23 protein-coding genes are annotated in these 20,049 nt (G+C 64.4%); 10 read left to right on the forward strand and 13 right to left on the reverse strand.

What is annotated here, in order from left to right:
• Nucleotides 1-36: 36 nt before the first annotated feature.
• The 3 genes from ACFHWW_RS12295 (at nucleotide 37) to ACFHWW_RS12305 (ending at nucleotide 3,081) form a co-directional block, all read left to right on the forward strand.
• On the forward strand, nucleotides 37-522 hold the full coding sequence (locus ACFHWW_RS12295) for a GNAT family N-acetyltransferase (RefSeq protein ID WP_379938426.1): 486 nt from the start codon (nucleotides 37-39) through the stop codon (nucleotides 520-522).
• A gap of 77 nt (nucleotides 523-599) precedes the next feature.
• On the forward strand, nucleotides 600-1,250 hold the full coding sequence (locus ACFHWW_RS12300) for a thiamine diphosphokinase (RefSeq protein ID WP_324762521.1): 651 nt from the start codon (nucleotides 600-602) through the stop codon (nucleotides 1,248-1,250).
• 4 nt (nucleotides 1,251-1,254) lie between these two features.
• Complete coding sequence (locus tag ACFHWW_RS12305) at nucleotides 1,255-3,081, forward strand: ABC-F family ATP-binding cassette domain-containing protein (protein WP_379938428.1); 1,827 nt, start codon at nucleotides 1,255-1,257, stop codon at nucleotides 3,079-3,081.
• Nucleotides 3,082-3,129: 48 nt separating this feature from the next.
• Here the strand turns inward: ACFHWW_RS12305 and ACFHWW_RS12310 are convergent, their stop codons facing one another.
• The 3 genes from ACFHWW_RS12310 to rplS all read right to left on the reverse strand — a co-directional run bounded on the left by ACFHWW_RS12310 (nucleotide 3,130) and on the right by rplS (nucleotide 5,488).
• A complete protein-coding gene (locus ACFHWW_RS12310) occupies nucleotides 3,130-3,951 on the reverse strand; it encodes an amino acid ABC transporter permease (RefSeq protein WP_379938430.1) in 822 nt (273 codons plus the stop codon).
• Between the two features lie 67 nt (nucleotides 3,952-4,018).
• Complete coding sequence (locus tag ACFHWW_RS12315) at nucleotides 4,019-4,828, reverse strand: basic amino acid ABC transporter substrate-binding protein (RefSeq protein WP_379938432.1); 810 nt, start codon at nucleotides 4,826-4,828, stop codon at nucleotides 4,019-4,021.
• A gap of 126 nt (nucleotides 4,829-4,954) precedes the next feature.
• Complete coding sequence (rplS, locus tag ACFHWW_RS12320; RefSeq protein ID WP_003529750.1) at nucleotides 4,955-5,488, reverse strand: 50S ribosomal protein L19; 534 nt, start codon at nucleotides 5,486-5,488, stop codon at nucleotides 4,955-4,957.
• A 286-nt stretch (nucleotides 5,489-5,774) separates the two neighbouring features.
• On the opposite strand from rplS, the gene ACFHWW_RS12325 reads away from it, so the two are divergent.
• Nucleotides 5,775-6,521: a sulfite exporter TauE/SafE family protein gene (locus ACFHWW_RS12325; protein WP_379938435.1), complete on the forward strand. Its 747-nt coding sequence runs from the start codon at nucleotides 5,775-5,777 to the stop codon at nucleotides 6,519-6,521.
• Here ACFHWW_RS12325 and trmD read toward each other — a convergent pair.
• The 5 genes from trmD to ffh form a co-directional block, all read right to left on the reverse strand.
• Entirely contained in the window at nucleotides 6,503-7,207 is a 705-nt protein-coding gene (gene trmD, locus ACFHWW_RS12330) for a tRNA (guanosine(37)-N1)-methyltransferase TrmD (protein ID WP_018097409.1), read from the reverse strand. The genes ACFHWW_RS12325 and trmD overlap by 19 nt on opposite strands.
• Before the next feature lie 10 nt (nucleotides 7,208-7,217).
• The gene (rimM, locus tag ACFHWW_RS12335; protein WP_018097408.1) at nucleotides 7,218-7,781 is read right to left on the reverse strand and encodes a ribosome maturation factor RimM; all 564 of its coding nucleotides are present in this window, start codon (nucleotides 7,779-7,781) and stop codon (nucleotides 7,218-7,220) included.
• A gap of 136 nt (nucleotides 7,782-7,917) precedes the next feature.
• Nucleotides 7,918-8,292 (reverse strand): 30S ribosomal protein S16, encoded by a 375-nt coding sequence (gene rpsP / locus ACFHWW_RS12340; protein ID WP_018097407.1) that lies wholly within the window; start codon nucleotides 8,290-8,292, stop codon nucleotides 7,918-7,920.
• A 38-nt stretch (nucleotides 8,293-8,330) separates the two neighbouring features.
• Nucleotides 8,331-8,666 carry a chorismate mutase gene (locus tag ACFHWW_RS12345; protein ID WP_003529740.1) on the reverse strand — a complete coding sequence of 112 codons (336 nt, stop codon included), beginning with the start codon at nucleotides 8,664-8,666 and terminating at the stop codon, nucleotides 8,331-8,333.
• Nucleotides 8,667-8,678: 12 nt separating this feature from the next.
• Nucleotides 8,679-10,220, reverse strand: coding sequence for a signal recognition particle protein (gene ffh / locus ACFHWW_RS12350; RefSeq protein WP_018097406.1), 1,542 nt, complete (start codon nucleotides 10,218-10,220; stop codon nucleotides 8,679-8,681).
• A gap of 406 nt (nucleotides 10,221-10,626) precedes the next feature.
• Here ffh and ACFHWW_RS12355 point away from each other — a divergent pair, with 406 nt between their 5' ends.
• The 6 genes from ACFHWW_RS12355 (at nucleotide 10,627) to ACFHWW_RS12380 (ending at nucleotide 16,894) form a co-directional block, all read left to right on the forward strand.
• Entirely contained in the window at nucleotides 10,627-11,643 is a 1,017-nt protein-coding gene (locus ACFHWW_RS12355; protein WP_379938438.1) for an MBL fold metallo-hydrolase, read from the forward strand.
• A 93-nt stretch (nucleotides 11,644-11,736) separates the two neighbouring features.
• Nucleotides 11,737-12,642, forward strand: a complete 906-nt coding sequence (dapF, locus tag ACFHWW_RS12360) for a diaminopimelate epimerase (RefSeq protein ID WP_379938440.1) — start codon at nucleotides 11,737-11,739, stop codon at nucleotides 12,640-12,642.
• Nucleotides 12,639-13,913 (forward strand): tRNA (N(6)-L-threonylcarbamoyladenosine(37)-C(2))-methylthiotransferase MtaB, encoded by a 1,275-nt coding sequence (mtaB, locus tag ACFHWW_RS12365; RefSeq protein ID WP_379938442.1) that lies wholly within the window; start codon nucleotides 12,639-12,641, stop codon nucleotides 13,911-13,913. Before dapF ends, mtaB begins: the two co-directional genes overlap by 4 nt.
• A gap of 14 nt (nucleotides 13,914-13,927) precedes the next feature.
• Complete coding sequence (gene ftsY, locus ACFHWW_RS12370; RefSeq protein ID WP_379938444.1) at nucleotides 13,928-15,580, forward strand: signal recognition particle-docking protein FtsY; 1,653 nt, start codon at nucleotides 13,928-13,930, stop codon at nucleotides 15,578-15,580.
• A gap of 94 nt (nucleotides 15,581-15,674) precedes the next feature.
• The gene (locus tag ACFHWW_RS12375) at nucleotides 15,675-16,307 is read left to right on the forward strand and encodes a septation protein A (protein ID WP_010970512.1); all 633 of its coding nucleotides are present in this window, start codon (nucleotides 15,675-15,677) and stop codon (nucleotides 16,305-16,307) included.
• Nucleotides 16,304-16,894, forward strand: coding sequence for a DUF2585 domain-containing protein (locus ACFHWW_RS12380; protein WP_275597154.1), 591 nt, complete (start codon nucleotides 16,304-16,306; stop codon nucleotides 16,892-16,894). The genes ACFHWW_RS12375 and ACFHWW_RS12380 overlap by 4 nt, the downstream gene beginning before the upstream one ends.
• A 105-nt stretch (nucleotides 16,895-16,999) precedes the next feature.
• Here ACFHWW_RS12380 and ACFHWW_RS12385 read toward each other — a convergent pair whose 3' ends face one another.
• The 5 genes from ACFHWW_RS12385 to ccmA are packed head-to-tail and all read right to left on the reverse strand — an operon-like array spanning nucleotide 17,000 to nucleotide 19,887.
• Complete coding sequence (locus ACFHWW_RS12385) at nucleotides 17,000-17,608, reverse strand: DsbE family thiol:disulfide interchange protein (RefSeq protein ID WP_324762509.1); 609 nt, start codon at nucleotides 17,606-17,608, stop codon at nucleotides 17,000-17,002.
• Nucleotides 17,605-17,781, reverse strand: coding sequence for a heme exporter protein CcmD (ccmD, locus tag ACFHWW_RS12390; RefSeq protein ID WP_018097399.1), 177 nt, complete (start codon nucleotides 17,779-17,781; stop codon nucleotides 17,605-17,607). Before ccmD ends, ACFHWW_RS12385 begins: the two co-directional genes overlap by 4 nt.
• Complete coding sequence (locus tag ACFHWW_RS12395) at nucleotides 17,778-18,548, reverse strand: heme ABC transporter permease (RefSeq protein WP_379938447.1); 771 nt, start codon at nucleotides 18,546-18,548, stop codon at nucleotides 17,778-17,780. Before ACFHWW_RS12395 ends, ccmD begins: the two co-directional genes overlap by 4 nt.
• 59 nt (nucleotides 18,549-18,607) lie before the next feature.
• Entirely contained in the window at nucleotides 18,608-19,267 is a 660-nt protein-coding gene (gene ccmB / locus ACFHWW_RS12400) for a heme exporter protein CcmB (protein ID WP_338283715.1), read from the reverse strand.
• On the reverse strand, nucleotides 19,264-19,887 hold the full coding sequence (gene ccmA, locus ACFHWW_RS12405; protein WP_338283716.1) for a heme ABC exporter ATP-binding protein CcmA: 624 nt from the start codon (nucleotides 19,885-19,887) through the stop codon (nucleotides 19,264-19,266). Before ccmA ends, ccmB begins: the two co-directional genes overlap by 4 nt.
• Nucleotides 19,888-20,049 lie beyond the last annotated feature (162 nt).

Raw genomic sequence — 20,049 nt, forward strand, 5'->3', positions numbered from 1 at the left:
CGGCGTCGTTTGTTCGCCGAAAGCGGAGACAATTTCATGCCAGACATGCTCGTCCGCCTCTATGCCTTGCCCGAGGGCCGCCCATCGCGTCTCGACCCCGACATCCGCATCCGCCGGGCGCTTGCGGCCGAGCGGCGGGCCGTCATTCCCTGGATCGAGGAGCGCTTCGGGGCCGGGTGGGCCGGCGAGGCCGAAACCGCCTTCTCCTCGACGCCGACGCGCATCCATATCGCTCACCATCGGGACCGGATCGTGGGCTTTGCCTGCCATGACGTAACCGCGCTCGGCTTCTTCGGTCCGACCGGAGTCGACGCGACCATGCGCGGCAAGGGCATCGGCGAGGCCCTGCTTGTCGAAAGCCTGCTGTCCATGCGCGCCGCCGGCTATGCCTATGCGATCATCGGCGGCGTCGGCCCTGCCGAATTCTATGCCCGTGCGGTGGGTGCGGTGGAGATCGCCGGGTCGACGCCCGGTATCTACGACGGCATGCTTTTTCCCGGGGATCCGGCGTCCGGAACCTGATCCGCGCAGCATGCGTTCGCAAAACAGCAGCCGGAGCCCTTTTCCTTCGCCGCTGCTTTGCGCTATGGGCTTCTGCCATGACCCGATCACCCTTCACCATCCTGCTCGGCGGCGCGCTGACGCCGACAGACCGGCTCGCTCGACAGCTCGAAGGCAGTCGCTTCGTCGCCGCCGACGGCGGCATGCGTCATGCAAGGACGCTGGGGATCGTTCCCGATCTCTGGGTCGGCGATTTCGATTCCACGGATGAGGCGCTTCTGGCGGAGTTTGCCGGCGTCCCGCGTGAACGCCATCCAGCTGCCAAGAACGCGACCGACGGGGAGATCGCCGTCGAGGCAGCCCTCGAGCGTGGCGCGACCTCGCTCGTCTTCGCGGGCGGACTCGGCGGCGCGCGCAGCGATCATGCTTTCCTGCATCTCCTCGGTACCGTCGCGCTTGCCCAGAGCGGCGTTGCGGTGATGATGACCTCCGGCGAGGAGGAGGCCTATCCGCTGCTGCCCGGCTCGCAGGAGATCGAGCTGCCGAAAGGCAGCCTCTTCTCGATCCTCGGCTTTGCGGACCTTGACGGTCTTTCGATCGAGAACGTGCGCTATCCGCTGAAGGATTTTCATTTGCCCTTCGGCTCGTCGCGCACCATTTCGAACATCGCGGATGGCACGATCCGCTTGACCCTGAAATCCGGCCGGGCCGTCGTTCTCGCCCGCCCCTATGATCTTTCCGGAGCCTGATGCCTTGGCGCCTCCCATCCTGAAGCTTGACGACATTCTACTGACCTTCGGCGGCACGCCGCTGCTTGCGGGTGCGGGCCTGCAGGTCGAGCCCGGCGATCGCATCTGCCTCGTAGGCCGCAATGGTTCGGGCAAATCGACGCTGATGAAGATCGCCGACGGGCTTGCAGAACCCCAGTCGGGCGAGATCTTCAGGCATCCATCGGTGACGATCCGCTACCTGCACCAGGCGCCCGATTTCGACGGCTTCGATACGGTTCAGGCCTATGCCGAAGCCGGACTTGGGCCAGGCGACGATCCCTACCGGGTCGCCTACCTGCTGCAGCATCTGGGGCTGACCGGGGAGGAAGAGCCGACGCGCCTTTCCGGCGGCGAGGCGCGTCGTGCCGCCCTTGCCCGTGTGCTTGCTCCGGAACCCGACATTCTGCTTCTCGACGAGCCGACGAACCATCTCGATCTGCCGACGATCGAGTGGCTGGAAGACGAGCTCGTCCGCAGCCGTTCGGCGCTGGTGCTGATCTCGCACGACCGGCGCTTTCTCGAAAAGGTGTCGACGGCGACCGTCTGGCTGGACCGCGGCCAATCGCGCCGCCTCGATCGCGGCTTCGCGCATTTCGAGGCCTGGCGCGACGAGGTGCTGGAGGCGGAAGAGCTCGAGCAGCACAAGCTCGGTAAGGCGATCGAGCGCGAAGAGCACTGGCTGCGCTACGGCGTGACCGCCAGGCGCAAGCGCAACATGCGTCGGCTCGGGGAGCTGCAGGACATGCGGGCCCGCCATCGCGGGCACAAGGGGCCGCAGGGTACGGTCCAGGCCACCGTTGCCGACGCCAGGGAATCGGGCAAGCTCGTCATCGAGGCGGAAAAGATCACCAAGGCCTATGGCGATCGCCCGATCGTCGCGCCGTTCTCGATCCGTGTCCACCGCGGCGACCGCATCGGCCTCGTCGGGCCGAACGGCGCCGGCAAGACGACGCTGCTGAAGCTCCTGACCGGTCAGCTCGCGCCGGACACGGGCAGCGTCAAGCTGGGCACCAATTTGGAGATCGCCACGCTCGACCAGAAACGCGAGGAACTGAACCTCGACGAGACGCTGGCGCATTATCTGACCGACGGGCGCGGCGAGACCCTCCTCGTCAATGGCGAGCAACGCCATGTCACCGGCTACATGAAGGAATTCCTCTTCCAGCCGGAGCAGGCGCGAACGCCCATCCGCAATCTGTCGGGCGGCGAACGCGCGCGTCTCATGCTCGCCCGCATCCTGGCACGCCCGACCAACCTCCTGATCCTCGACGAACCGACCAACGATCTCGATATAGAGACGCTGGATCTGCTGCAGGAGATCGTTGCCGGATTTTCCGGAACGGTGATCCTGGTCAGCCACGACCGCGATTTCCTCGACCGTACCGTGACCTCGACCATCGCGCCGGCCAACCCGGAGGCGCCCGATGGTCGCTGGATCGAATATGCCGGCGGCTATTCCGACATGATGGCGCAGCGCCGCGGCGCAGTCGAGGAAAGGCGCCGGAGCGAAAAAGCCGAAAAGGCCAGATCGAGCGGCGCCCCACCCTTGCCGAGCGAACCTCAGAAGGCGAAGGCCAAGCTCTCCTTCAAGCAGAAATTCGCACTCGAGAACCTGCCGAAGGAGATTGCCAGATCGGAGGCGGAGATCGCGAAGCGAGAAGAGAGGATGGCGGATCCCGACCTATTCTCGCGCGACCCGAACGGCTTTGCCAGGCTCGCCGCCGAGCTCGAGAAGCTCAGGACGGACCTCACGCGCATGGAAGAGGAATGGCTCGAACTGGAAATGCTGCGCGAGGAAATCGAGGGCTGAGCGGGCGGAACTGTGACGGCAGCGTCGGAGGTGCAGTACCCCCTCTGCCTACCGGACTTGCGACCGCCTCAACCGCCGCTCGACCGCCCGAAGGGCCAGCGACAGTCCTATCGTCAGCACGAGATAGACATAGGCGACGATGGAATAGGTCTCGAAGAAGCGGAAGGAGCCCGAGGCATAGACCTTGCCCATCTGGGTGATGTCGGCGACGCCGAGCACCGAGACGAGGGAGGAATCCTTGACCATCGCCACGAAGTCGTTGCCGAGCGGCGGCAGGATGACGCGTATCGCCTGCGGAAAGACGACGAGGCGAAAGCGCTGGTAGCGGGAGAGCCCGAGCGCCTTTGCCGCCTCCACCTGGCCCTTGTCGACCGACTGGATGCCGGCGCGGAAGACTTCGGCGATGAAGGCCGAATAGCCGATCATCAGCGCCATGATTGCCCGCCACATCAGCGACACGTCGCGAACGACGAACGGCTCGATCCAGCCCGCCGAAATCAGCGGCGCCGACAGGAAATTCGCGATCGTCACCAGGGCAGGCGCGCCGACGAAGGCGATATAGAACAGCAGCACGAGGATCGGTACGCCGCGGATGACTTCCGTATAGAAGCGCGCGATCTGACGCAGGACCACGTGCTCGGAAAGCGCCATCAGGGCCACGCCGAGGCCGAGCACCGTTGCGAGCACGAATCCGACGAGAGTGACGAAAATGGTGACGCCCAAACCCTTCAGGACGACGGTGAACACCTGCGTGAAGATATCATTGGCGGCGATGACCACGGCCAGTGCCGCAGCGATCACGAGAAGGGCGATAAGCCACCAAGGATAATCGCCCTTCCCGGAAGTGTCGGATGATTGGATCGGCGTCATTGCAATTCCAATAAGGGGAAGCGGGACATGGGCGGAAAGCCGCCCATGTGTTTATCCCGTTCCGCGGTCAGCCGCCCATCTTGTAGTCGAGGAACCACTTCTTGTTGAGCGCGTCGAAGGTGCCGTCCTCCTTGAGCGCCTTTATAGCGGCATTGACCGGCGCCACGAGTTCCGATCCCTTCGGGAAGATGAAGCCGAAATCCTCGGTGCCGAGCGGCTCGCCGACCACCTTGAGCTGGCCCTCGGAGGAGTCGACATAACCCTTGGCCGCGACACTGTCGGTCAAGACCAGATCGACGTCGCCGGCCTTCAGCGCCTGCACCGTCGCACCGAAGGTTTCGAACAGCTTGATGCGCGGGTTCTGCTCGTTGCCGTCGAGAACCTCGTAGACGGCCGTGTAGAAAGGCGAAGTGCCGGGCTGGGCGCCGACCAGACCGCTTTCGAGCGCTGCGAAGCTCTTGGCGTCGTCGAACCGGGTCTCGTCGCCGCGCACCAGCATGAACTGCTGCGAGCGCATATAGGGATCCGAAAAATCGACCTTCTCCTTGCGGTCGTCCTTGATGGTGATTCCGGTCATGCCGATCTGGTATTGGCTGTCGGAAACCGCCTGGATCATCGCGTCCCAGCTCGTGTTCTGATACTCGACCTTGAAATTCAAGCGCTTGGCGATTTCGTTCATCGCGTCATATTCCCAACCGATGGCCTGGCCGGATTTCGGATCGACGAACTGCAGCGGCGGATAGGCGTTCTCCGTCACCACGACGACCGTCTTGCCACCGAGGTCGGGCAGGTCGCTGGCGAAAACGGGCGCCGGGACTGCGAAGGGAACGGCAAGAACTGCGGCAATGCCCGCAAGCACGCGGCGAAGAATTGTCATTGAGGAACTCCCAGATTGTGGCGACAGAAAATGTCATAAAATCTATGGGGAACACAAGCGGCCGATAACCAAAAAGAAAGGCGGCCCGAGGGCCGCCTTTCCGCACAACTCTGAAGAGTTGAAAACTTATTCTGCTGCAGCTTCCGCAGCCTTTGCTTCTTCCGCCGCCTTTGCCTCAGCGGCTTCGGCTGCTGCCTTCTCGGCGGCCAGAGCCTGGGCGGCTGCGACCTTTTCAGCCTCGATGCGTGCCTTCTCCTCGACAACGGCCTGACGCTCGGCGTCGTTCAGCTTGCGGGCGCGGGTGCCGGTGTTCTCGACGATACGAGCCGACTTGCCGCGGCGGTCGCGCAGATAGTAGAGCTTGGCGCGGCGGACCTTACCGCGGCGAACCACGTCGACGCTCTCGACGAGCGGGGAGTAGACGGGGAATACGCGTTCGACGCCTTCACCGTAGGAAATCTTGCGAACGGTGAAGCTCTCGTTGATGCCGCCGCCGGAGCGGGCGATGCAGACGCCTTCGTAAGCCTGTACGCGGGTGCGGTTGCCTTCGACAACGCGGACATTGACGCGGACGGTGTCGCCCGGGGAGAATTCGGGAAGGGTGCGCTTTGCGGCGATCTTGGCGGCCTGTTCGGCTTCCAGCTGCTGGATGATGTTCATCGGTCTAACCTTTGCGTTTTTCTGAAACAGCCAGAGCGCTCTTTATCGGCCTGTCGGACTTTCCTTCAGGCCTTGCCGCATTTGCGGCAGGAGCGTATTCGCCATTCTTTGTTGACGGTCGACGGGCAAGGAACCCGAACCGGGCCGGCACATACACCATATGACCGGCCTTGTCATCCCCGAAAGCGGATTTTGTCGCGCTCCCGCCTCAAGAATGCCCCTCCCCACGGACTTGCGGTCGACCGCGCCACCGGCTATCCCGATTCACGCGTTTCGGGAGAAAGCCATGACGTTGCTCCAGGCCTTTTTGCTCTTCGTCGCCGGCTTCCTGTCCGGCGTCGTCAATGCCATTGCCGGTGGCGGCACCTTTCTGACTTTCGGAGCGATGACGCTTGGCGGGCTCCCGCCGATCGTCGCCAACGCGACCTCGTCCATCATCCAGTTCCCCGGCTATGTCACGTCGACGCTTGCCTATGCCAAGGAGATCCGCGCCGACCGGAAGAACGCCATCGTCCTTGGCATCATTTCGGCGATCGGCGGGCTCGCCGGCGCCCTCCTGCTTCTGTCGCTCTCCAATCCGGCCTTCCGTGCGATGGTGCCCTGGTTGCTGATCGCGGCAACGGCGATCTTCGCCGCCGGCCCCCTCCTGAAGCCGAAGGCGCGCAGTGACGAGCATCGCATCGGACCGCTGGGCGTTGCGAGTCAGCTGGCGACCTCCGTCTATGGCGGCTTTTTCGGCGCCGGCATGGGCATCATGATGCTCGCCGTGCTCGGACTTGCCACCGGCGGCGGCTATCACCGGCTGAATGCACTCAAGAACTTCATCTCCATCGTCATCGCCGCAATCGCCATCGTGGTTTTCGCTGCGGGCGGCGTCGTCTCCTGGCTGCACGCGGCAATCATGGTGCCGGGCGCAGCGCTTGGCGGCTACATGGGCGTCTGGGCGGCACGACGCGTCCCGCAGGCGGTCATCCGAGCCGTGGTGGTGGCGGTGGGTCTGTTGCTCGCGGCCTATTATTTCTTCACGGGCTGAGCCGGATCACGCTCCAGAAGATCCGGCCGGCGTTCCGCCGTCAGCCGGCGCGCCGCCGCTTCCCGCCATTGCGCAATGGCCGCGTGGTTGCCGGAGGTGAGGACGGCCGGGATTTCGTGACCTTCGAAGATCTGGGGACGCGTGTAGTGGGGGTGTTCGAGGAGCCCTCCCTCGAAGCTCTCGTGGACGCCTGACAGCTGATTGCCCATCACGCCCGGCAGGATACGCACCACGGCGTCGAGCAGAACGAGCGCTGCCGGCTCGCCGCCGGAAAGAATGTAGTCGCCGATCGAGACTTCCTCGAGTCCACGCGTGTCGATGACCCGCTGGTCGACGCCCTCGAAACGTCCGCAAACGATGACAGCGCCGGGACAGGCGGCCAGCGCCCGCACCCGTTCCTGTGTCAGCGGCCGTCCGCGCGGGCTCATCAGAAGCCGCGGCCGCCCGTCGTCTGCAGCGACATGATCGATGGCGCGGGCAAGAACGTCGGGCTTCAATACCATTCCGGCACCGCCGCCCGCCGGCGTATCGTCGACGGTGCGGTGCTTGTCACCGGCAAAGTCGCGAATCTGCACGGCCTCCATCGACCAGTCTCCGCGCTCCAGCGCCTTTCCGGCGAGCGAAACGCCGAGGTGCCCCGGAAACATCTCCGGGTAGAGCGTCAGGACGGTCGCGCGATAGGGCATTGCCGTGGGCTCACTTGCGCTTGGTCGGAAAGGGCTTGCCAGGCCCGCTCTTCTCGTCGTCGACGAGCCCGGCGGCGGTCGGGTCGATGACGAGCTTGCCCGCTTCGAGATCGATTTCGAGTACCGACCATTCCGTGAAGGGAATAAGCACCGGCCTGAGGCCCGGGCCTTTCAGTTCGAGGAGATCGCCAGCGCCGAAATCGAAGACGCCGGTCACCGAACCATAGCTCTTTCCGGTGCGATCGACCGCTTCCAGGCCCTCGAGGTCTGCGTAGAAGAATTCGTCCTCGTCGAGATCGTCGTCGGGGAGATTGTCGCGCTCGATGAAGAGTTCGAGACCGTTGAGCGCTTCGGCAGCAGTCCGATCGTTGATGCCCCGAAACCGCACGACGACGACGTTCTTGGCCTCGCGGATTTCAAGCACCTCGAAGACGCGGCCGTCCTCGCTGTGGAGCTTGCCATAGTCGCCGAGTGCGGCCGGATCGTCGGTGAAGGACTTGACCCGCACCTCGCCGCGCAGCCCTTGCGCCGCGCCGATCGTCGCCATCAGGACAGGGTTCTTCAGCTGTGTCATCGTCGGGGATCCAGGGTGAACTTGCTGCATGTTTCCCGAACCACATCGGGATGAGAACATGCGATTTTCCGGTGCACATAAAGCAAAACGGGCGGCATGGAAATGCCGCCCGTTCTCAATGCCATTCCGCCGGAAATTATTCCGCGGCAGCTTCCGCAGCCGCGGCGGCTGCTTCTTCCGCCTTCTGCTTGGCTTCAGCGGCACGTTCCTGTGCCTTCTTGCCGGGCAGCGCCTTGGTCGGGTTGTTGCGGGCCGGACGCTTTGCAAGGCCGGCCTGGTCGAGGAAGCGCATGACGCGGTCGGTCGGCTGGGCGCCCTGGGCGATCCAGTGCTGAACGCGCTCGGCGTTCAGTTCGATGCGCTTTTCGTCATCCTTGGCAAGCATCGGGTTCCAGGAGCCGAGCTTTTCGAGGAAGCGGCCGTCACGCGGGCTGCGCGCGTCGGCAACGACGATCTGGTAATAGGGACGCTTCTTGGAACCGCCGCGGGCGAGACGAATTTTCAGTGCCATTTCAATTTACTCCTTGCAGGCTTTCTTGACCGCTTGACTCAAGCGGAATGGGTGGTGCCGGCGCTGCCCGCGTTCTGCGAGCAATCGGCGGCGATGGCTTCATGATGCCGGATGACTTCCTTGATGATGAAGTTCAGGAACTTCTCGGCGAAATCCGGATCCAGATTGGCGTCTTTCGCCAGGTGGCGGAGGCGTTCTATCTGGTATTCTTCGCGCGCCGGATCGGCCGGCGGCAGCTGGTGCTTGGCCTTGAGCACGCCAACCGCCTTGGTGCAGCGGAAGCGTTCGGCCAGCATGTGGACGAGCGCGGCATCGATATTGTCGATCGACTGCCGGTAGCTCGCCAATTCCTCTTTGATCTCGGGATCAAGCATTCGTCGCGATCCTCACTTCTTCTTCGGTAGGCCGGGGAGGCCGGGAAAACCGCCGCCCAGACCGGGCAAACCACCGCCAAGGCCAGGCAGGCCGCCGCCAGGCTTGCCGAGACCGGCGGCTTGGGCCTGCTTCTGCAGGGCCTCGAGCTGCTTCGGATCCATTTTCGAAAGATCGGGCATTCCGCCGCCCAGGCCGCCGAGGCCCATCTTGCCGGCGAGGCCGCCCATCATCTGCTTCATCATGCCGCCTTTGCCCTTGCCGCCCATCATCTTCATCATGTCCGCCATCTGGCGGTGCATTTTCAGAAGCTTGTTGATGTCGGAGGCATCGGTGCCGGAGCCGCTGGCGATGCGCTTCTTGCGCGAATGCTTGAGAATATCCGGATTGGCGCGCTCCGCCCTGGTCATCGAGGAGATGATCGCGAGCTGGCGCTTGAAGAGCGAGTCATCCAGGCCGGCGGCGGACATCTTGTCCTTCATGCCGGCCATGCCGGGCATCAGACCCATGATGCCGCCCATGCCGCCCATCTTCTGCATCTGCTGCAGCTGATCGGCGAGGTCGTTGAGGTCGAACTTGCCCTTGGCCATCTTGGCGGCCATGGCGGCCGCCTTTTCGGCGTCGATGTTCTCCGCCGCCTTTTCGACGAGCGAGACGATGTCGCCCATGCCGAGGATGCGGTCGGCGACGCGGCGCGGATGGAACTCCTCGAGTTCGTCCATCTTCTCGCCGACGCCGATGAGCTTGATCGGCTTGCCCGTGACGGCGCGCATGGAGAGCGCCGCACCGCCGCGGCCGTCGCCGTCCATGCGAGTGAGCACCAGGCCGGTGATGCCGACGCGTTCGTCGAAGTTGCGGGCGAGGTTGACGGCGTCCTGTCCGGTCAGCGCATCGGCGACCAGCAGGATCTCATGCGGGTTGGATTTCCGCTTGATCTCCGCCATCTCGATCATCAGCGGCTCGTCGATATGGGTGCGGCCTGCGGTGTCGAGGATGACGATGTCGTGGCCGCCGAGCTTGGCCGCCTGCACGGCGCGCGCAGCGATATCGGTCGGCGACTGGCCGGCGATGATCGGCAGTGTGTCGACGCCGGTCTGCACGCCGAGCTGGCGCAACTGTTCCTGCGCGGCCGGGCGGCGGGTATCGAGCGAGGCCATCAGGACCTTCTTCTTGTCCCGCGCGGTCAGCCGCTTGGCGATCTTGCCGGTCGTCGTCGTCTTGCCCGAGCCCTGCAGGCCGACCATCATGATGACGACCGGAGCCGCCGCATTGAGATCGATCGTGACGCCCTCGGAGCCGAGCATCGCTATGAGCTCGTCATGAACGATCTTGACGACCATTTGGCCGGGCTTGATCGACTTTACGATTTCGGCGCCGACCGCCTTTTCGCGAACCTTCTCTGTGAAGGACCGCACCACATCGAGCGCCACGTCCGCTTCGAGCAGCGCACGGCGAACCTCCCGAAGCGCTGCGGAAACATCGGCTTCCGACAGGGCGCCGCGGCCGGTCAGTCCATTCAATATGGAACCAAGACGGTCCTGGAGGCTCTCGAACATATTCTCTTCCTTCTTGTCTCCGGATTGCGATAGATCGGCTCGTCCGGAAACGTGGGTCCCTTCGCGCGGAAAACAAGGCGCAAAGCCAAAAACCACCCGAGGGCGCAGCGCGCTGTCGGGTGTTGACCTCCGGGCTCTCTTTATACCTTTGCGGGGCCCGGTCGGTGGCTTCGGAAGTCATCACTTGCGAAGGAATTCGCCGCGATAAACAGGAAACCGGGAGAAAAGTCAAGGATCGACCGCGGAGACGCTGCGCTCGGGCTCCACCTATACTCCCACACGCGAGCAGGACCACACCTCCGTCCGGTCGCATCATCAGGAAATTGTCGGCCGCTCCTGCCCGAGCCCTGTGATCCGGCGGCAAATGCGCCTATTTCTCTGCAGGTGTCCCTCAACCGAGGCAGTGATGAAGAAAAGCGGCAATCCCTACTATAGCGGGCCCGTTTCGGACCACTTCGACGGCATTCGCTTCTACAATCCGGGCGGCACACCGCCGCGCGGCTTCGCCGACCTCCTGCGCTGGCAGTCCGGCGGTGGACGCGAGCAATGGCCGCGCCACTATGACAGCCCCTTTCCGCAGGCGAGGCCGGATATCAGTGTCGACGGCGAGCGGCTGCGCGTCACCATGGTGGGTCACGCAACGCTGCTGATCCAGGTCGCGGGCCTCAACATCCTGACCGACCCGGTCTGGTCGCATCGCGCCAGCCCCTTTACGTTTGCCGGACCCCGCCGCCGCAACCCGCCAGGCATTCTCATGGACGACCTGCCGCGGATCGATATCGTGCTCGTCACCCATAACCACTACGACCACCTCGATCTCGCCACGCTCGGCTCGCTCCACACCAAGCACGCGCCGCATCTCGTAACGCCGCTCGGCAACGACACGATCATTCGCCGCGCCGTCGCGGGTGCCGAGATTTCCGTCGTCGACTGGGGCGACCGGCTCGACCTCGGTGATGGCGTCGTCATCCATGCGGAGCCATGCCACCATTGGTCGGCTCGCCGCTCGAACGACCGGCGCATGGCGCTCTGGGCCGCCTTCGTCATCGAGACGCCGGCCGGCAAGATCTATCATGTCGGCGACACAGGTTTTCACGACGGCATCAATTATCGTGCGGCGCGCGAAAAACACGGATGCTTCCGCCTCGCCAACCTGCCCTTCGGCAGCTACGAGCCACGCTGGTTCATGGCCTCTCAGCACCAGAATCCGGAAGAGGCGGTCCTAGGCATGGTCGCATGCGGCGCCGAATACGCGGCGGGTCACCATTGGGGCACCTTCCGGTTGACCAACGAGGGGGTCGAGGAGCCGCTCCGGGCGCTGGAGACTGCGCTCGCCAAGCACGGTATCGATCGAAACCGTTTCCGGGCGCTGCGACCGGGGGAAGTCTTCGACGTCCCGCTCCCGCCGACGGCACGGGAATGACGCCGGCACTGGTAATTTCCGGGCTTTTCCGCCATATACAGCCCGAATGAAGGGCGCCTCCGAAGCGGGGGCCAGGGTTTGGACAGTCGCGACATGGCCGATCAGGTGCAATTTGCCAGGATGAACGGGCTTGGAAACAAGATCCTGGTGGTCGACATGCGCGGGCGCAAGGACCGCGTGACGCCGCAGGCGGCGATCGCGCTCAATGCCGACCCGGCGACCGAGTTCGACCAGATCATGGCAATTCACGACCCGAAGTCTGCCGGGACCGATGCCTGGATCGACATCGTCAATTCCGACGGGTCGATGGCCCAGGCCTGCGGCAACGGCACCCGCTGCGTCGTCCAGGCGCTTGCGGCCGAGACCGGCAGGAAAGCCTTCCTCTTCCATACGGTCGCGGGCCTTCTCGAAGCCAAGGAACACGACGACGGCACGATCTCGGTCGATATGGGCAAGCCCCGTTTCGGCTGGGACCAGATCCCGCTCGCGGAGGAATTCCACGACACGCGGCGCATCGAGCTGCAGATCGGGCCGATCGATGCGCCCGTGCTGCACTCTCCCTCGGTCGCATCCATGGGCAATCCGCATGCGATCTTCTGGGTCGAGAACGATGTGTGGAGCTACGAGCTCGACCGGTTCGGACCACTCCTCGAGAACCATCCGATCTTCCCCGAGCGCGCCAATATCTCCATCGCGCGCATCCGCTCCCGCCAGGAGATGGACCTGCGGACCTGGGAGCGCGGGGCCGGCCTGACGCTTGCCTGCGGCTCGGCCGCCTGTGCCGCCGCCGTCAGCGGTACGAGAACCGGCCGGACGGAGCGGATGGTTACCGTGAACGTGCCCGGCGGTCCGCTCAAGATCGAATGGCGCGAGCGCGACGACCACGTCATCATGACGGGGCCGGCCGAATGGGAATGGTCCGGCACCGTCGATCCCGTCACCGGCATCTTTGCACGCAATGAGCCGGAGAGCGGCGACAACGGAGCGAGAGCCCTTTGAGCGGGGTCGAGGTCATAACCTTCGGCTGCCGGCTAAACACCTATGAGTCGGAAGTGATGCGGGCGGAGGCCGAAAAGGCGGGGCTGAACAACGCCATCCTCGTCAATACCTGCGCCGTCACCGCCGAGGCCGTGCGCCAGGCCCGACAGGCGATCCGCCGCGCGCGCCGCGAAAATCCGCACGCCCGGATCATCGTCACCGGCTGCGCCGCCCAGACCGAGAAGGAAGCCTTCGCCGAAATGGCAGAGGTGGACGCGGTGCTCGGCAACGAGGAGAAGCTCGCCAGCGCCTCCTATCGCTCGCTGCCGGATTTCGGCGTCTCGGCCGAAGAGAAACTCCGTGTCAACGACATCATGAGCGTGCGCGCCACCGCGCCGCAGATGGTGAAGCACATAGACGGGCACGTGCGCGCCTTCATCCAGGTGCAGAACGGCTGCGACCACCGCTGCACCTTCTGCATCATTCCCTATGGCCGCGGCAATTCGCGCTCCGTGCCGATGGGCGCCGTCGTCGACCAGGCGAGACGCCTTGCCGAAAGCGGCTATCGCGAGATCGTTCTGACCGGGGTCGACGCCACGAGCTACGGCGCCGATCTGCCCGGAACGCCGACCCTCGGGCTTCTCGGGAAGACCCTGCTGAAACAGGTGCCGGAAATCCTCCGCCTGCGGCTTTCCTCCATCGACAGCATCGAGGCGGACGGCCACCTCCTCGACCTCATCGCCGAGGAGCCGCGCTTCATGCCGCATCTGCATCTTTCGCTGCAGCACGGCGACGACCTGATCCTGAAGCGCATGAAGCGGCGGCATTCGAGCGCCGATGCGCGCGCCTTCTGCGACGAGGTCCGGCGCCTGCGCCCCGCGATCAGCTTAGGTGCGGACATGATCGCCGGATTTCCGACCGAGACCGAGCCGATGTTCGAGAACGCCATGCGGCTCGCCGAGGATTGCGGCATTGCGCATCTTCACGTCTTCCCCTATAGCCCGCGCCCCGGCACCCCGGCCGCCCGCATGCCGCAACTCGACCGCGCGCTTGTCAAGGAGCGTGCCGCGCGCCTGCGTGCGAAGGGGGCGGAGCTTCATGCGGGCCACCTCCAGGGCATGATCGGCAGCAGCCAGACGATCCTTGTGGAAATGAACGGTCTGGCCCATACGGAAAACTTCACGCTCGTGGATGCGGCCGGCCTTGAGCCGCGGTCGCTTGTGGCGGTCGGAATCACCGGCCACAATGGCAAGCATCTGACGATCGAGCGCAAACAGATGGCTGCGGCCTGACAGCGGACATTCCCATGGCGATTGGTTTCATCAAGAAGATCTTCTCCTTCGGCAAGGATGCCGTCGAAGAGAAACCGGCGCCGCCGCAGGAGACGGCCGCTGTCGATGAGGTCGCGGTAAACCCCCCTGTCCCTTCGGGAGAACAGGGCGGGACCCAGGCACCGGTCGAGGAAGATCGTAGTGCAGCCGCCGCAACGGAAGCTAGCACGGACGATCGCGATGTTTCCTTCGCGCCAGACACGCCAACGACCGAAACCACGCGTGAGGAAGAGCCAGTAAGCACTGCTGCCACCGCAGATGAAAACACTGTGGAGCAGGGCGAGAGCGTCCCGCATCCGATCTCCCCCCTTGCGGGGGAGGTGCCCGGCAGGGCAGAGGAGGGTGAGCCGCCTTCCGAACACCCAACGACTGTCGACGAGCTCTCGGCACCCGCCTCTGTCCCTTCGGGACATCTCCCCCGCAAGGGTGGAGAGCAGGAGGAGCGCGAAGCCGCCGCCGCCGCCGACGTCGAAGAGGCGGAGATTGACGCAGAAGACCGTGCGGAAGGCGCAGGCTCTTCGGCAGATGAAACGGCAGCGTCGGAGGACGAGAGCGTGCCTCTCCCAATCCTCCCCCTCGAGGGGGAGATGCCGGGGAGGGCAGAGGGGGGTGAGCCTCCATCCGAGCCCCTCGCACCCAGCCTTCCCAAAGGCTTTGCCGCCGCCGAGAGGCGCCCCAGGGAAGAAGCGCCCGCCCCGCCAGCCAAGCTCAACTGGTACCAGCGCCTTCGCCTGGGCCTTGCGCGCACCTCGTCGCAACTCACCGGCCAGATCGCCAGCCTCTTCACCAAGCGCAAGCTCGACGAGGCGACGCTGCAGGACCTCGAGGACCTGCTGATCCAGGCGGACCTCGGCGTCGAAACGGCGATGCGCGTCACCGACACGCTCGCCTCGGAGCGCTATGGCAAGGATGTGTCCGGCGAGGACGTTTCGCGCATCATGGCCGGCGAGATCACCAAGGTGCTGGCGCCCGTCGCCAAGCCGCTGGAACTCGATCTCAGCCACAAGCCGCACGTGATCCTCGTCGTCGGCGTCAACGGAACCGGCAAGACGACGACGATCGGCAAGCTTGCGGCAAAGCTTTCCGGCGCGGGACTTAAGGTCATGCTGGCCGCCGGCGATACTTTCCGGGCGGCGGCGATCGAGCAGCTGAAGATCTGGGCCGAACGGACGAAATCCGAAATCGTCTCCTCGAAGCTCGGCGCCGATGCGGCCGGGCTTGCCTACGAGGCGTTCCAGCGTGCCCGCGAGCAGAAGGCGGACGTGCTGATCATCGACACCGCCGGACGGCTGCAGAACAAGGCCGAACTGATGGCGGAGCTCGAAAAGATCGTGCGCGTTCTCGGAAAACTCGATCCGGACGCGCCGCATACGGTGCTGCAGACGCTCGACGCGACGACAGGGCAGAACGCCCTGCAGCAGGTCGAAATATTCCGCAACGTCGCCGGCGTCAGCGGCTTGATCATGACCAAGCTCGACGGCACCGCACGCGGCGGCATTCTGGTGGCGATCTCCGCCAAGCACAAGCTGCCGGTTTACTTCATCGGCGTCGGCGAAGGGATCGACGACCTCGAACCGTTCGAAGCCAAGGACTTCGCCGAGGCGATCGCCGGCGTTGCTGCTCCTTGACCAAGCGGAGGTTTGCGCCAAAACCGCGGTTGATATGGTTTTGCCGCAATCCTGATGCTATGAGCGGCAGAAGATGACAGAACAGGATCCGCACATGTCGACGATCGAGGCCGCCAAGCCGAAGACAGAGGTAAGCCCGCTGCTCAAGCTCGTGCTGGAACTCGGCCCCCTGATGGTCTTCTTCTTCGCCAATTCGCGGGGCGAGTGGCTGGCTGGCCGTTTTCCCGCGCTGGCCGAGCTCGGCGGGCCGATCTTCATCGCGACCGGCCTGTTCATGGCGGCAACGGCGGCGGCGCTGATTGCTTCCTGGATCATGACCCGCACGCTGCCGATGATGCCGCTCGTCTCCGGCATCGTCGTCTTCGTCTTCGGCGCGCTGACGCTCTGGCTGCAGAACGACACCTTCATCAAGATGAAGCCGACCATCGTCAACACGCTCTTCGGCGCGATCCTGCTCGGCGGCCTCCTCTTCGGCAAATCGCTGCTCGGCTACGTCTTCCACGCCGCCTTCAAGCTGGACGAGGAGGGATGGCGGAAGCTGACGATCCGCTGGGGCGTGTTCTTCCTGTTTCTCGCCGTGCTCAACGAGGTGATCTGGCGCTCCTTCTCGACGGACTTCTGGGTGGCTTTCAAGGTCTGGGGCACCATGCCGATCACCATCCTCTTCACGCTCGCCCAGATGCCGCTGATCATGAAGCATTCGCTCGAACAGGATAGCGCGGAGTGACGATCGCGGCCGCCTCGCAGGACCAGCAGCGACGAGCGGCGCTCTGGTTGCTTGCCTGCCTCGGCGTGCTGGCAATCCAGGTCCTCGTGCAGCACCTGATGGGGCGGTTATGGATCTGCGAATGCGGCTACATCAAGCTCTGGGAAGGCGTGGTCAAATCCAGCGGCAACTCCCAGCACCTTTCCGACTGGTACACGCCGTCCCATGTCATCCACGGCTTCCTCTTCTACGGCCTCGGTCACCTTCTCATGCGCGGCAAACCCTGGAGCGCCCGCCTGCTTCTCGCGACCGTGATCGAGTCCGCCTGGGAGATCGTCGAGAACACGCCGGTGGTGATCAACCGTTACCGGGCCGCGACGATCTCGCTCGATTATTTCGGCGACAGCATCCTGAATTCGGCCATGGATACGCTCGCCATGGCTGTCGGCTTTCTCATCGCCTTGCGGCTGCCGGTCGCAGCCACGGTCGCGATCGCCATCGTTTTCGAACTCTTCACCGGCTATATGGTGCGCGACAACCTGACGCTCAACGTGCTGATGCTGGTCTGGCCGCTCGATGCGGTGAAGGCTTGGCAGGCGGGGGTTTAGCCGCTCCTTCGAAGGGAAGTGATGGTTCAGGAGGCGCCGCGTGTCTCCTTCGCCCCGCTTGCGTGGAGAAGGTGGCCGGCAGGCCGGATGAGGGGCAGTCGCGGCCTACGAGCCCGCAAGCGCCTTCTCGATCGCCGGCAGCAGCCCTTCCCTGAGGCTCTTTTCGTCGAAGGGGCCGGCACGCTTGTAGAGGATCGTGCCGTCGGCGGCGACGAGGAAGGATTCCGGGATGCCGTAGACGCCCCAGTCTATCGCCGCCTTTCCGTTCGGATCGACGCCGATTGCAGAGAAAGGGTTGCCGAGTTCGCCGAGGAAGCGCAGCGCGTTTTCATTCCGGTCCTTGTAGTTGATGCCGACGACGGTGAGGCGCGGGTCTTTCGACAGCTCAAGAATGATCGGATGCTCCTGCCGACAGGGCACGCACCAGGAGGCCCAGACATTGACGAGCGTGAGCTTGCCCTTGACCGCCGTGTCGTCGAGAGCCGGCATGGGTTCGCCCGATGGCGTTGCAGCCCCTTCGAGCGGCGGCATGGCGAGCATCGGCGCCTTGGTGCCGATCAGCGCCGAGGGGATTTCGCTGACGTCCCTGCCGGAGTTCAACTGGCTCCAGAAGATGAGTGCGAGCACCGCGAAGATGAGGAGCGGAAGCGCCGCCATGAGATAGCGGAGGGCTCCGGGCCTGCGCTCGTCCTGCGGCGTCTCAGCGTTCGTCATTTGCCCCCTCCGGCCGGCAGTTCCGCGGAGCGGCGGCGGATCCCGGCGGCCTCGAGCTGCTGCAATTCGCGCCTGCGGGCGCGGCCGTCGGTGAGGACCCAGAGGATGAGTCCGGCTACGGTGGCGGCGGCAACCGCGTAGCTGGCAATGACATAGGCGGCATGACTCATCATGGCGTAAGCTGCTCCCGGCCGGCATTGCGCGCCGCCTGGCGTCTGAGCGAGGCCACGCGACGGCGCCAGATCTCGTTGCGCATGGCGGCGATATGCAGGGTGAAGAACAGGAGCGTGAAGGCGATCGCCATGACGATGAGCGGCCGCAGGAACTCCGGATCGATCGTCGGCCCGTCGAGGCGCATGACGCTTGCAGGCTGATGCAGCGTGTTCCACCATTCGACCGAGAACTTGATGATCGGGATGTTGACGAAACCGACGAGGATAAGCACGGCCGAGACGCGCGCCGATCGGCTCGGCTCATCCATGGCGCGGTTCAGCGCGATCAGCCCTAGATACATGAGGAAGAGCACGAAGACCGAGGTCAGCCGCGCATCCCAGACCCACCAGGTGCCCCACATCGGCTTGCCCCAGAGCGAGCCGGTGACGAGAGCCAGAAAGGTGAAGCAGGCGCCGATCGGCGCTGCGGCTCTTGCCGAGACGTCGGCGAGCGGATGACGCCAGACGAGCGTGCCGAGAGCGGAGATCGCCATGACCGTGTAGCACATCATGGAAAGCCAGGCCGAAGGCACATGCACATACATGATGCGCACCGTCTCGCCCTGCTGGTAGTCGCCCTCGGTGGTGAAGGAGAGCCAGAGCCCGGCCGCAAAGACGAGCAGCGTGAGAGCAGCAAGCCAGGGCAGCACGCGATCCGTCAGCGCCAGGAACCGGGTAGGGTTGGCGAGATCGCTGAATTTCCGTATGGCCAGGCTGTTTTCACTCATGACGGTTCTTTAACGCGGAAGGCCGGCTTCCGCAATTCATCCTAAGGTGCCGGGTCTCCTCAGTCGGCCGAGTGCCTGAGTGCCGCCGCGGCCGCCACTGGTCCGATCACCGCGAAGAACAGGGTTATCGCCATCAATATCATGAAAGGCGGCAGAAACGGGGCCGGATCCTCGATCGCCGCATAGACCGCGCTGACGCCGAAGATGAGCACCGGTATGGCAAGCGGCAAGACGAGGATCGAGACGAGCAGCCCGCCGCGCGGCAGCGCCACCGCGACAGCAGCGCCGACCGCGCCGATGAAGGTTATCGCCGGCGTCCCCGCGAGCAGGGTGACCATGGTGGCTCCGATGGCGCCTTCGTCCATGTTCATGAACAGTCCGAGAAAGGGCGAGGCGATCACCAGCGGCAGGCCGGTGGCGGTCCAATGAGCGGCGCACTTGACGAGAACGGCCAGGAGCAAGGGCGTCTCCTGCATCATGATGAGGTCGAGCGAACCGTCCTCGCGCTCCGCCTGAAAGAGCCTGTCGAGGCCGAGCAGCGACGCGAGCAGCGCGCCGATCCAGAGGATCGCCGGGCCGATGCGGGCGAGCAGGTTCAGATCGGGGCCGACGCCGAAGGGGATGACCGCGACGACCGTCATGAAGAAAAGCACGCCGATCATCGCGCCGCCGCCGGCGCGCACCGAAAGCTTGAGATCCCGGAAGTAGAGCGCGATCAATGGACGAATCCCGTCATTTCAAGGCTTTTCGCCCCCGCGAATCCAAGCGGCTGGTGGGTGGCCGCGACGACGACGCCGCCGCGGGCGAGATGGGCGGCGACCAGTCCGGCAAAAAGCCTGTCGGCGCTGACGTCGAGCGCCGCCGTCGGCTCGTCGAGAAGCCAGATGGGCCGGAAGGCGACAATGAGCTTCGCCATGGCCATGCGCCGCTGCTGGCCGGCGGAAAGATAGCCGAAGGGCAGATGAATGATGTCGGCGAGCCCCACTGCCTCCGCCGCTTCGACGAGGCCGATGCCGGAGCCGCCCGGCGAATCGCCAAGGAAGCGTTGCCAGAAGGTGAGGTTTTCCTCCACCGTCAGCTCGCGCTTCATCGCGTTGCGGTGGCCGAGATAGTGGCTGAGTTCGCGCGGATGTTCGTATCCCGATGGGCCGTCCTCCAGCCGGACGCGGCCCGATTCCGGCTCGAGGAGCCCCGCCAGGACGCGCAGGAGGGTCGACTTGCCGGCACCGTTCGGACCCGTTACCACAAGCGCCTCGCCGGCAGCCAGCGCGAACGAAATATCGTTGAAAATCAGGTCCTCGCCGCGCCTCGCACTCAAACCTTCAGCCATGAGGCGCATGAATTTCCAGCTTCCCTTGACGTGTCTTTTCGCGGAGCAAAAAAAGTTCCGATTGAACCTTGGTTGGTCTGGCACGATTTGGAGAAATTATCTATAAGGCGGCCAACACGCCAGCGGTCGGCGTGAATTTCATCCTAGCGCCGAACATGGAACGAGCTTCCA

The sequence above is a fragment of the Sinorhizobium sp. P24N7 genome, from assembly GCF_042436655.1.
In the GTDB taxonomy this organism is placed as follows: Bacteria; Pseudomonadota; Alphaproteobacteria; order Rhizobiales; family Rhizobiaceae; genus Sinorhizobium; species Sinorhizobium meliloti_A.